General features: G+C 68.2%; 10 protein-coding genes. 7 read left to right on the top strand and 3 right to left on the bottom strand.

Annotated elements, in window-relative coordinates; translation table 11 throughout:
- Nucleotides 1-160: 160 nt before the first annotated feature.
- Nucleotides 161-1,438 (top strand): MATE family efflux transporter, encoded by a 1,278-nt coding sequence (locus EPO41_RS07600; protein ID WP_296322741.1) that lies wholly within the window; start codon nucleotides 161-163, stop codon nucleotides 1,436-1,438.
- On the opposite strand, the gene EPO41_RS07595 is transcribed toward EPO41_RS07600, so the two are convergent.
- A complete protein-coding gene (locus EPO41_RS07595) occupies nucleotides 1,435-3,060 on the bottom strand; it encodes an acyl-CoA dehydrogenase family protein (protein WP_296322738.1) in 1,626 nt (541 codons plus the stop codon). The genes EPO41_RS07600 and EPO41_RS07595 overlap by 4 nt on opposite strands.
- Before the next feature lie 69 nt (nucleotides 3,061-3,129).
- On the opposite strand from EPO41_RS07595, the gene purB reads away from it, so the two are divergent.
- Nucleotides 3,130-4,539 (top strand): adenylosuccinate lyase, encoded by a 1,410-nt coding sequence (gene purB / locus EPO41_RS07590; RefSeq protein WP_296322735.1) that lies wholly within the window; start codon nucleotides 3,130-3,132, stop codon nucleotides 4,537-4,539.
- Nucleotides 4,540-4,608: 69 nt separating this feature from the next.
- On the opposite strand, the gene EPO41_RS07585 is transcribed toward purB, so the two are convergent.
- The gene (locus EPO41_RS07585; protein ID WP_296322732.1) at nucleotides 4,609-5,322 is read right to left on the bottom strand and encodes an alpha/beta fold hydrolase; all 714 of its coding nucleotides are present in this window, start codon (nucleotides 5,320-5,322) and stop codon (nucleotides 4,609-4,611) included.
- Nucleotides 5,323-5,521: 199 nt separating this feature from the next.
- Between EPO41_RS07585 and EPO41_RS07580 the strand changes: the two genes are divergently transcribed.
- From EPO41_RS07580 to EPO41_RS07560, 5 genes are read left to right on the top strand one after another with little or no spacing between them, the layout of a single operon-like run.
- Nucleotides 5,522-6,544, top strand: a complete 1,023-nt coding sequence (locus EPO41_RS07580; RefSeq protein WP_296322729.1) for an ABC transporter substrate-binding protein — start codon at nucleotides 5,522-5,524, stop codon at nucleotides 6,542-6,544.
- Between the two features lie 2 nt (nucleotides 6,545-6,546).
- Nucleotides 6,547-7,935, top strand: a complete 1,389-nt coding sequence (locus EPO41_RS07575; RefSeq protein ID WP_296322727.1) for an amidohydrolase — start codon at nucleotides 6,547-6,549, stop codon at nucleotides 7,933-7,935.
- Nucleotides 7,936-7,940: 5 nt separating this feature from the next.
- A complete protein-coding gene (locus EPO41_RS07570) occupies nucleotides 7,941-8,768 on the top strand; it encodes an ABC transporter ATP-binding protein (protein ID WP_296322724.1) in 828 nt (275 codons plus the stop codon).
- Nucleotides 8,765-9,514 (top strand): ABC transporter permease subunit, encoded by a 750-nt coding sequence (locus tag EPO41_RS07565; RefSeq protein WP_296322721.1) that lies wholly within the window; start codon nucleotides 8,765-8,767, stop codon nucleotides 9,512-9,514. Before EPO41_RS07570 ends, EPO41_RS07565 begins: the two co-directional genes overlap by 4 nt.
- On the top strand, nucleotides 9,514-10,281 hold the full coding sequence (locus EPO41_RS07560; protein ID WP_296322717.1) for an ABC transporter permease subunit: 768 nt from the start codon (nucleotides 9,514-9,516) through the stop codon (nucleotides 10,279-10,281). The genes EPO41_RS07565 and EPO41_RS07560 overlap by 1 nt, the downstream gene beginning before the upstream one ends.
- A gap of 1 nt (nucleotide 10,282) precedes the next feature.
- Here the strand turns inward: EPO41_RS07560 and EPO41_RS07555 are convergent, their stop codons facing one another.
- Entirely contained in the window at nucleotides 10,283-11,914 is a 1,632-nt protein-coding gene (locus EPO41_RS07555; protein WP_296322714.1) for an ABC transporter ATP-binding protein, read from the bottom strand.
- Nucleotides 11,915-12,205 lie beyond the last annotated feature (291 nt).

Raw genomic sequence — 12,205 nt, 5'->3', positions numbered from 1 at the left:
GAGTTCGCGACTTTAACGATCCTTCCTTGCCGGTCCCGCCAGGGGCCGGGTGCATCGTTGTCGCGCTGCCGCTCACCAGAGTCTCCTCGTGTCCCATCCTCTCCTCGTCGCCCCCATCGGGCGTTCCTTGCTGCGGCTCGCGGGTCCTACGACTGCGTTCATGGTGGTGCAGATCGCCGTCGTGCTGGCTGAGATCTGGCTCGTCGGCCGGCTGGGCAGCGGCGCGCTGGCGGCGTTCGCGCTGGTCTATCCCTTCATCGTCATGGTGATGAATGTTTCGTCGGGCGGGCTGGGCGGCGCCGTCGCCGCCTCCATGGCACGTGCCCTGGGCGGCGGCCGGCGCGAGGACGCCCAGGCCCTGGTGATCCACGCGATGGTGCTGGCGTTCGTCTTCGCCGCGCTCTGCGCACTGTTCGCGTCGACGGCGGCACCGTTCTTCTATCGCATGATGGGCGGCGAGGGCGTGGTGCTGCGAGAGGCACGCGCCTACAGCGACCTCTGGTTCAGCGGCGGGGTGCTGGTGTGGGCGACCAACTTCGCGTCGGCCATCCTGCGGGGCGTCGGCAGCGCGGCCCTGGCGGCGCGGTTCGGCGTCGTGGGCTCGGCGGTCTACGTGCCGTTGGCGGCGCTGCTGGGGCTCGGTATCGGCGGCTGGCCGGGCTGGGGCGTGGCGGGCTTCGCGGCGGCCGGCGTTGCGGCATCCGGCCTGTCGCTCGCCTTGACGGCGCGCGCGATCTGGGACGGGCGGCTGGGCTTCGTGCCCTCGCTCGGCGGACGCGGCCTGCAGCGCCGCCTGTTCGCGGAAATCCTGGGTGTCGGCCTCGCCTCTTCCGCCATCACGGTGGTCGGCGGCATCGGCACGATGGTGCTGACCGGCCTGGTCGGCCGCTTCGGCACGTCGGCTCTGGCGGGTTACGCCATCGGCTCGCGGCTCGAGAATCTGATGGGCGCGCTTTCCTACGGAATCGGCACCGGCATGCTGACCCTGATCGGCGTTGCCGCGGGCGCCGACGGCTGGGCGCGGGCGCGTCGCGTCGCCTGGACCGGCAGCCTGTTCGCCGCCGCGGTGATCGGCACGGTCGGGGGCGCGATCGCGCTTCTGCCGGAGCAATGGTCGCTTCTGTTCGCGAGCGATCCCGCGACGATCGCTGCCTGCGTCGGCTACCTCACGCGGGCCTCCCCGTTTTACATCCTCTACGGTCTCGGCCTGACCCTGCATTTCGGTAGCCAGGGCGCCGGTCGCATGGGCGTACCGGTAGCCGCCGTGCTGGTGAGGCTGGTCGTCACCGTCGGCGGCGGCTGGCTCGCGATCGAGCTGGGGCAGGGGCTCGACGCGCTGTTCTGGGCGATGGGGATCGGGCTCGCGGCCTATGGCATCGTGATGGGCGGCATGCTGTTGCTGCGGCCCTGGCAGGCGCGCTCTCCCGCGAAGCGCTAGGCCGCCAGCGCGCGGTCCATCAGCGCCGTCTCGCTGGCGCCGAGGTCGGCCGAACCGAACTGCGCGAAGGGCAAGCCGCCGAGGCGCGTTTCGGCATAGAGCGCGGCGAAGGGTGAGCCCGCCTCGACCAGCGCCGCCACGGCGGCGATCTTGGCGAGGCCCTCGCACAGGAAACGCGCGCGGCGTTCGGCGGCGCCGGACTTCAGGGTCTGCTCCAGTGCCTGCGCGATCGGACCCGCCTTGAAGGCCTGGTCGGCGGTGCGCACGAGGCGCGAGAGCGTGTCGGTCGCGGCCTCGGGATGACGGCCGGCGGCGCGCAGCACGTCGAGCGCCATGACGTTGCCCGATCCTTCCCAGATGGCATTCAGCGGCGATTCGCGGAAGTAGCGCGCCAGCGGCAGGTCCTCGGTGTAACCGTTGCCGCCCAGGCACTCGAGCGATTCGTAGACGAGCTGCGGCGTGCTCTTGCAGACGAGGAACTTCACGGCGGGCGTCAGCAGGCGTGCATAGGCCGCTTCGCGCGGGTCGTGGGCGGCATGCTCGGCGGCGCGGATCAGGCGGAACACCAGCGCCACCTGCGCCTCGAGCTCCAGCGCCATGTCGGACGCGACCGCGCGCATCGCCGGCTGGTCGGCCAGCCGTCGCTGGAAGACCGATCGATTGCGGATGTGGTGGATCGCCTGGCTGAGCGCGATGCGCGACTGGCCGGCCGAGGCGATGGCGCAGTCCAGCCGGGTCAGGTTCACCATCTCGATGATGGTGCGCACGCCCGCGCCTTCGGGACCCACTCGCTCGGCCCACGCGCCGTGGAACTCGACCTCGGAGGAGGCATTCGACTTGTTGCCGAGCTTGTCCTTCAGCCGCTGGAAGCGGATCGCGTTCTGCGAGCCGTCGGGCCGGTAGCGCGGCATCAGGTAACAGGTGAGGCCGTCTTTTGCCTGCGCCAGCACGAGGAAGGCGTCGCACATCGGCGCCGACATGAACCATTTGTGCCCGCTGATCTCGACATGGTCGCCGTGCTCGGTCGCGCTCGTGATGTTGGCGCGCACGTCGGTGCCGCCCTGGCGCTCGGTCATGCCCATGCCCAGCGTCACGCCGTTCTTCTCCCACCACGGCAGGGGGCGCGGATCGTAGGTCCGGGTCTGGATCTTCGGCAGCCATTTGGCCAGCAGCGCCGGCTCGGAGCGGAGCGCGCCCACGCAGGCATGCGTCATGGTGATGGGGCACATGTGCCCGCTCTCCGCCTGCGTCGCGAGATAGAGCCGTACGGCGCGGGCCGCCATCGGCGCCGGCTTGTCGCTGCCGTCATGCGCCGAGGCGTGGATGCCGTGGCCGATGCTCTTCTGCATCAGCGCGTGATAGGCGGGATGGAATTCGACCAGGTCGAGCCGGTTGCCCTTGCCGTCCATGGTGCGCAGCTTCGGCGGATTCTCGTTGGCCACCCGCCCGAGGTCGAGCGTCCCGGCCGCGCCGTAGTCCTTTCCGCACGCGGACAGGGCCGCGAGGTCGAGCCCCGCGCGCCCGGCCGCCTCGGCCAGGGGCCGGTCGGCCGAGAACAGGTCGAGGTCGCCGAAGGCAGGCGACTGATTGAAGGATGCGTCTTCGAGGAAACCGGAAGCCATGAGGCCAGTCTGAACCTGCCATCCGGCGGACGGCAAGCGGCGAGCGGCCGTCTGTGCTATGTGCCCGGCATGCAGCTCGATTCCCTTACCGCCGTCAGTGCCGTCGACGGCCGCTATCGCACGACCTCCGAGGCGCTGGCCGGCTATTTCAGCGAATACGCCCTCATGAAGAGGCGGGTCGTCGTGGAGTGCGAATATCTCGCCGCCCTCTCGGAGACCCCGGGCGTCGGCATGCGCCCGCTCACGGCCGCCGAAAAGGCGCTGCTGAAGGCCCTGCCGGACATCTCGGTCGAGGACGCGCGGCTCATCCGCAAGTTCGAGCGCGAGGGCCATGCCGGCATCCCCGCGACCAACCACGACGTGAAGGCGGTCGAATACTTCATCAAGCTGAAGCTGAAAGGGTCGAGCCTCGCCGATGTGCTGGAGTGGGTGCATTTTGCACTGACGTCGGAGGACGTGAACAGCACGGCCCATGCTCTCTGCCTGCGCGGTGCGTTGGAGGCGGTGATGCTGCCGTCGCTGGCCAAGCTCGCGAAGGAGATCGAGGGGCTTGCCCGCAAACACGCCGACACCGCCATGCTGGCGCGCACGCACGGCCAGAGCGCCACGCCCACGACCTTCGGCAAGGAAATGAACGTCTTCGCGACGCGTCTTGCCCGCCAGGTCGCTCATCTCCGCAGCAATCCCGTGCTGGTAAAGTTTGGCGGGCCGTCGGCCAACTACAACGCCCAGATGGTGGCGCTGCCGCAGGTCGACTGGCTGGCGTTTGCGCGCACTTTCGTCGAGCGCCTGAACGCGCCGGGAGAGGCTGGCGCACACCCGGTGCGCCTCGCACTCAACGAGGTGACGACCCAGATCGAGCCGCACGACACGTTCGCGGAGATGTTCGACACGTTCCGCCGCATCGACACCATCCTGATCGACCTGTCGCAGGACATGTGGCGCTACATCTCCGACGGCTGGGTGACGCAGAAGCCGAAGGAGGGCGAGATCGGCTCGTCGGCGATGCCGCACAAGGTGAATCCGATCGACTTCGAGAACGCCGAGGGCAATTTCGGCGTCGCCAGCGCGCTGTTCGAACATCTCTCGCGCAAGCTGCCGATCTCGCGCCTGCAGCGCGACCTTTCGGATTCGACCGTCGCCCGCACCTTCGGGACCGCCTTCGCCCATGCGCTGATCGGCTACGGCGCGCTCCTGCGCGGCTTCGGCAAGGTGAGCGTGAACGAGGCGGCGCTCAGCGAAGCGCTGAGGGCGCATCCCGAAGTGCTGGCGGAGGCGATCCAGACGATGCTGCGCGTCGCCGGGGTCGAGATGCCCTATGAGCAGTTGAAGGCGCTGACGCGAGGCCGGCAGGTGACGCTGGCCGATTTCGCCACCTTCATCGACGGGCTCGAGGTTGGTCCGGAACTCAAGGCGCGGCTGCGGGCGCTGCGGCCGGAAACCTACACCGGCCTCGCCGGCCTGCTGGCGAAGAGATAGTCCGGCTTTTAGGGGGCGCGAAGGAACCCTGTCGCAGCTCCGGCAGCGCGTCGTCCCGGCCGTCCGATGCTATCGGCCGGTGCGCGGGACGAGCTGGCGCGACATGGCAGTGAGGGCGTCGGCCGTCTCGACCGGACTCAAGGTGGGATGAAGGTGTGTGCCGTGCAGGTTTACGACCGGCCACCCGCGCCGCCGTGCCTCCGCGGCCGAGTGATCGTGGATCGCCGAAGTCTGAATGAAGCCAGCGGGGACGTGATCCCAGTCCGCGAGGTCGATTGTGTCGTCGAACCAATCAACCGAGAACTTCGGAAGGCCGCTTTCGAATTCGGCGAAAGCAACGGGATCGCTCGCCAGGATGTCGAGTCCGACAAGGGATGCGCGACGTTCATCGCCCAGCCACCTCGACCAGATCGGAAGGGTTCCGTCGGCTTCCGCCAGGCTCCTGATGAAATCGCGCAGCGCGGGTCTCACCGGCGAAGCCGCGCCATTGGATGGCGGTACCTCCCCGTCGACGATGACCAGGCAACGGCAAGGCACCCTGCCGGCCAGGTCGGCGACCAGCACGCTGGCCGAGCTGTGGCCGACCAGAATCGATTCGCGGCAGGGATCGATGAGTTTCAGGAGATGGGCGTTCCAGGCGCGCCAGGAAGGCGGCCGTGAATGGCCGGCCAGCACATCCGGCACCTGGACGCGATGTCCAGCCTCCCGCAGGCGTGCGGCCGTGGGCTCCCAGCTCGACGCCCTGACCAGGGGGCCTGCCACGAGAATGAAATCCAGACTCATGCGGTCCTAGAGGTCCCCTGAGTTCACAAACGACGTGCAACACCAGCTTATGGTGTTGCAATGGGCGAACGAAGCGCCTTCGAGGAGGTCGGAGGTCATGACGCAAGTCTGGGTCCGGCAGGAAGCTTCATCAAGGCCGTGCTGGCACGGGGTTTGCGGGCAACGGGAGGGTGTAGAACGAAACTTTGGGAAGGCATCGATGCAGCGCCGGACATTCATGCAGGCAACAGGCGGTGCGGCGCTGGCGGGTTCGCTGGGGGCCTTCCCCGCGTTCGCCCAGACCAAGACGGTGCGGGTGGCGCTCGCCTGGATCAACAACGTCGAATATGCCGGGCTCTGGATCGCCGAGGCCGAGGGCTACTTCAAGCAGGAGCAGCTCGAGGTGAAGACCCTGCCGGGCGGTCCCAACGCGCCGCCGCCGCTGGTCACCGTGGCGGCGGGCGGCGCAGAGCTGGGCTACGCGACCTGGCTGCCGTATCTCGATGCCATCGGCCGCGGCAACGACTTCGTCATCGTCGCCGGCACCTATCCGGTGTTTCCGCTCGGCATCATCTCCCTGCCGGGCAAGCCGATCCTCAAGGCGGCCGACATCGTCGGCAAGAAGATCCTGGCCCAGGGTCCCAACGAGCGCACCGTGATCGACGCCACGCTCGCCCTGAACAACCTGCCCAAGGAATGGGAGTTCGTGCCGGCCGGCTTCTCGCCCGAGCCGCTGCTATCCAAGCAGGGCGACGGCTACACCGCCTTCGGCACCAACCAGGCCGTCACGCTCGAACGCATGGGCATGGTGCGCGGCAAGGACTTCTTCTTCACCTCGTTCGATTCGATGGGCTATCGCGCCTATGCCAGCCTGATCTTCACCTCGCGCGCCTACCTGCAGGCCGAGCGGCCGACGGTGGTGAAGTTCCTGCGCGCCCTCACCAGGGGCTGGATCGAGAACGAGAAGGATCCGGCCGTCGCGGCCAAGCTGGCCGTCACCCGGTTCGGCGTCGACCTCGGCCTCGATCTCAAGCAGCAGACGCGGCAGAACGAACTGCAGATCCCGATGACCAAGAATCCGACCAAGCCCGACCAGCCCCTGCTGGTGATCGATCGCGAGCTGCTGGCCGGGCCGATGTACGCCGCGGCCAAGGCCTCGGGCCGCGACAAGCTGCCGGATGTCGACAAGCTCGTCGATTTCTCGGTGATGCAGGACGTGATCGCCAGTCTCAAGAAGGGTTGATCGTGGCCGGCCCGCTCAAGGTCGACCTGCTGGTCAGCGGCTGCGACGTCGTCACCATCGACGGCCGGAACAGCGTCATCCGCGATGGCGCCGTGGCCGTCAAAGGCAACCGGATCGTCTGGATCGGCAAGGCATCGGCCGCGAAGCGGCGGGTGACGGCGACCTCGACTCTCGACGGCTCCGGCCAGATCGCCATGCCGGGGCTGATCGACGCCCATGTCCATACCGCCCAGACCCTGCTGCGCGGCAAGCTCGCCGAGATCGGGCAGCGCCAGCAGGTCAAGAATCCGCCGTGGAAGAACTACTACATTCCCTTCGAGGGCATGCTCACGGACGAGGACGTCTATCTGAGCGGTCTGCTCTGCTACGCCAACATGATCTCGGTCGGCACGACCTGCTTTGCCGAGGCGGGTGGGCCGCATCCCGACGCCATGGGCCGCGCCGCCATCGACATCGGCATCCGCGGCTTCGTCGCGCTCAGTACGGTCGACCAGGGCGTCAAGGCGCCCAGGACAATGATCGCCACCACGCGCCAGGCCTACGACCGCAACGTGGCGCTGGTGAAGCGCTGGAAGGGCACCCAGCAGGGCACCGATCGCGTGCAGGCCTGGCTGTCGCTGCGCCAGATCATCGTCTGCTCGCCCGAACTGATCAAAGCCATGGCCGAGGCGGCCCGGGCGCTCGACGTCAAGATCCACACCCATCTCTGCGAGGGCGTGTACGAGATCGACTACGCGCTCGAGAAATTCGGCAAGCGGCCGGCGGAATATCTGCATGACCTCGGGGCGCTCGACCGCCACATGCACTGCGCCCATTCGGTGCTGCTGTCGGCGGAGGAGATGGACCTCTACGTCAAGCACCGGCCTTCGGCCTGTCATTGCGCCTTCAACAACTATCACATCGGCCCGCACCGGCTGAGCGAGATGTGGAAGCGCGGCATCGACATCGGCCTGGGCACCGATGGCGCCGCGTCCTGGGGCTCGCTCGACATCTTCCAAGTGGCGCACATGACGCGCGTCGGTCAGCAGGCGGTGATGGGCACGCCCATCGCCTACCGCAACGTCATGCCGAGCGAGGAGATCCTCAAGGTCGCGACCAACGGCGGGGCGCGGGCGCTCGGCATCGAGAAGGAGATCGGCAGCCTGGAAGTCGGCAAGAAGGCCGACATGCTGCTGGTCGATCGCACGCAGCTCGACCATCTGCCGCTCTACGACCCCTACTTCGTCGCCGCCAACTCCGTGGTTGGCCGCGACGTGCGCAGTGTCGTCGTCGACGGCAAGCTGGTCATGAAGGACCGCGAGCTGCTGACGGTCGACCGCGCCGAGATCGAGCGGCGCCTGGCCGAGCGGCTGCCCAAGCTCATGGAGCGTTTCGACGCCATGGTGGCCTGACGGCGATGGCGGGCGGCGGCGCTTCCATCACCATCGACCGGGCGAGCAAGCGCTTCGCGCTGGCGGGCAGCAGCGAGGGCGTCCTCGCGCTCACCGACCTGTCGCTCGAAATAGCGCCGGGCGAGTTCGTGGCCATCCTGGGCCCCAGCGGCTGCGGCAAGAGCACGCTCTTGCGGCTGGTCGCGTCGCTGGAGCAGCCGAGCGGCGGCAGCGTCAGTATCGGCGGCGCCGCGCCCGGTCTGGTATCGGCCCGGCATGCGCTGGGAGTCGCTTTCCAGGACCATGCGCTGCTGCCCTGGCTGAGCATCCACGACAACATCGCGCTGCCCTTCCGGATCGCCGGCCGGCGGGTCGACGAGGCGGCGATTGCGCGCCTGATCGAGCTGGTCGGTCTCGGCCGCTTCGAGACGGCGCGGCCGCGGCAGCTTTCGGGCGGCATGCGCCAGCGCGCCTCGATCGCTCGCGCGCTGGTGCTGGAGCCGGAGGTGTTGCTGCTCGACGAGCCGTTCGGCGCACTCGATGCGGTGACGCGCCGCCAGATGAATGTCGAGCTCCAGCGAATCTGGTCGGAGCGCCGGATCACCACCCTGCTGATCACCCATTCGGTCGACGAGGCACTGTTCCTGGCCGACCGTGTGGTGGTGATGAGCGGTCGCCCCGGCCGCATCGTGCGTGAGGTGGTCGTGCCCTTCGCGCGGCCGCGCGCGCCCGCCGTCATGCGCAGCGAGGAATTCCACCATCTGGTCGACGATCTCACCGCGGCATTGGAGGCGCCGGAACCGGAGCCGTCTCCTTCGACGGGTGGAGAGGCGATCGGAAGCGGCACCGCATGACCGCCGGCACCCGCAACGCCTTGCTGGGCGCGACGGGCATCGCGCTGTTCCTGGTGCTGTGGGAGACGGTCGGCCAGCTAAAGCTGGCCGGGATCAGCTGGCCGCCGCTCAGCGCCGTGCTCGAGATGCTGACCGACGAGGGCCGGCGGCCGCTTTTCCAGCGCGCGCTCGTGGCCACGCTGGAGGAGACGGCGCAAGGCTACCTGTGGGGCACGACGGCGGGGCTCGCCCTGGCGGCACTGGCGCATCTCGTGCCGCCGCTGCGGCGCGGCTCGGACCGGCTGGCCGCCGTGCTGAATTCGGTGCCGTCGATCGCGCTGGGTCCGATCTTCCTCGTGCTGCTGAGCCGCGACAGCACGCCTGCGGCCGTCTCGTCGATCCATGTCTTCTTCATCGTATTCGTGTCGATGGGCTCGGGCCTGGAGCGGGCGACGCCGGCCCATCGCGATCTCTTCGCCGTGCTGGGGGCCGACCGGCTGAAGCGGTTCCGGCGGCTCGAACTGCCGGCGGCGCTGCCGGCGCTGGCGTCGGGGCTGCGGCTCGCCTGGCCGGCCGCCTTGATCGGCGCGATCATCGGCGAGTGGTTCGGCGCTTCGCGCGGCATCGGTATCCTGATCATCAACGCCATGCAGAATTTCCAGATCGTGCTGCTGTGGTGCGCGGTGCTCCTCGCGGTCGGCGCCTCGCTGGTCTTCTACGGCCTGCTCACGCTGCTGGAACGCGCCGCCTATGCGAGGTTCGGCTGATGGAAACGGCAGCACCGAAGCGGCCGCTGCTGCTGCGTGTGGTCGAGGACTATTGGGGCATCCTGCTGCTGCTGCTGGCCTGGCAGCTCTGGGTCGTGCTCAACCGCTTCAATCCCATCGTCATGCCGACGCCGGTGGCGGTGCTGGGTGATCTCGTGGGCCACCCCATGGTCTATGTCCGCAATGTCGGCATCACGCTCGCGGTCGCGGTTTTCGGCCTGGTCGCCGGCATGGCGGTGGGGACCGGGCTCGCCGTCGCCGCGTGGTTCTCGCCCGTGGCTTCGGGGCTGCTCAACCCGCTCACGGTGCTGTTCAGCTCGGTGCCGGTGGTGGCGCTGATCCCGGTGATCGCCCGCCTGCTGGGCTACGACACCTCGACCGTGCTGGCGATCGTGGTCATCATCACCTTCTTTCCGTCCTTCGTCTTCGCCTCGTCGGGCCTGCGCTCGCCGCCGCCGGGCAGCGAGGACCTGTTCCGCGTGCTGGGCGCCTCGCGACTCTCGGTGCTGTGGCGGCTCGCCCTGCCGGCGGCGATGCCCAATCTCGCGATCGCCTTCAAGCTCGCGGCAGCGCACGCGATCCTGGCCGCCATGGTCGCGGAATTCCTGATGGGCACGTCGGGCCTGGGCTATCTCTTCGCCAAGACCAAGTCGGACTTCCAGACCGAACAGGCGTTCGGCGCCAGCGCGGTCGCCACGGTGATCTCGGCGGCGGCCTTCCTGCTGGCCGGCCTGGTCGAGAAGCGCGTGCGCGCGCGCTACGCCTGACCTAAGCCGCGAACTTGCCGAATTCCCAGTTGCGGCCGGGGGCGGCGGCGAACAGGGCCTTGGTGTAGTCGGCCTTGGGCGAGCCGAAGACCTGTTCGGCCGAGCCGTATTCGACGACACGGCCCTTGCTCATCACGGCGACGTAGTCGCAGATCTGGGCGGCGACGCGCAGGTCGTGGGTGATGAAGAGGACGGCGAGGTTCAGGCGGACGCGGATTTCGTCGAGCAGCTCCAGCACCTGCTTCTGCACCGACACGTCGAGCGCCGACACGGCCTCGTCGGCGATCAGCAGCTCGGGTTCCATGGCGAGCGCGCGTGCGATGCAGATGCGCTGGCGCTGGCCGCCCGAGAACTGGTGCGGGAAGCGGTCGAGCGCATTGGGATCGAGCCGCACCGTCTCCATCAGCTTGCGCGCGCGGGCCATCGCCTCCTCGCGCCCGATGCCGAAGTTCATCGGCCCCTCGATGATGAAGTCGCCCACGGTGATGCGCGGGTTCATCGAGCGGTAGGGATCCTGGAAGACGATCTGCACGCGGCGGCGATGCGGGCGCAGCCTGCTCGCCGACATGGTCGCGATCTCGGTGTCGCCGATATAGACCTTGCCCTCGGTCGGATCGATCAGGCGAGCGATGCAGCGCGCCACGGTCGACTTGCCCGAGCCGGATTCGCCCACGATGCCCAGCGTCTCGCCCCGGCGGATGTCGAGGTCGACGTCGACCGCGGCCTTCACGACCCTCGCCTTCTGGAAGAAGGCGTTGCTCGTATAGATCTTGCCGAGCTTCTCGGTGCGCAGGATGGTCGTGCCGTCGCGCCGCACGCCCCGATGAACGGGCGTGATCGACGGGACGGAGGAGATCAGCATCTTGGTGTAGTTCTGAACCGGCCGAGACAGGATCTGCTCGGTCGGGCCCATCTCCACCAGCTCGCCCCAGCGCAGCACGGCGACACGATGGGCGATCTCGGCGACGACGCCGAAATCGTGGGTGATGAACAGCACGCCGGTGCCCTGGCCGGCCTGCAGCTCGGCGACGAGCTTCAGGATTTCGGCCTGGGTGGTCACGTCGAGGGCGGTGGTCGGCTCGTCGGCGATCAGCAGCACGGGATCGAGCACCAGCGCCATGGCGATCATGATGCGCTGGCGCTGGCCGCCCGAAAGCTGGTGCGGGAAGGAGGCATAGATGCGCTCCGGCTCCGGCAGCTTCACGCGGTCCAGGATGGCGATGATCTTTGCCTTGCGCGTCGCCGCGTCGAGGCTGGTGTGGGTATTCAGCACCTCGTCGATCTGGTCGCCGCAGGTCATGACGGGATTGAGGGCCGTCATCGGCTCCTGGAAGATCATCGACATGCGCGTGCAGCGCAGCTCGCGCAGCCGGCTTTCGGTCGCGGTCAGGATGTTCTCGCCCTCGAGCAGGATCTCGCCCGAGGTCGGCTTCAGCGCCTTGGCGAGCAGGCCCATCACCGTGAAGGCGATCACCGACTTGCCCGAACCGGATTCGCCCACGAGGCAGACGATCTCGCCGGGATTGACGGTGAAGCTCACCTTTTCCACGGCATGGACCCGGTCGCCGCCCTTGGGCAGGGCGACACTCAGGTTTCGGACTTCGAGGACGGGCTTCTTGGTTTCTGCGGACATTACGACTTCAACTCCGTCATCCCGACCGAGGCGCAACGCGCCGAGTGGAGGGATCTCTTTTCAACGGCAACGATCTTGGGCATGGAGGCAAGACCCTTCGGCTTCGCTTCGCTGCGCTCAGGGTGAGCAAGAAGGTGCGATGCTGCGCATCACACCTTCTTGCTCATTTTGGGATCGAGCGTGTCGCGCAGACCGTCGCCCATGATGTTGATGGCCAGCACCGTCAAGGCAAGGAAGATGCCGGGATAGAGGATGTTGTGCGGGAACACGCGGAACAGCGTGCGGCCCTCG

Source organism: Reyranella sp. (assembly GCF_004297265.1).
Lineage (GTDB): Bacteria > Pseudomonadota > Alphaproteobacteria > Reyranellales > Reyranellaceae > Reyranella.
This window is presented reverse-complemented; position numbering and strand designations above follow the sequence as displayed.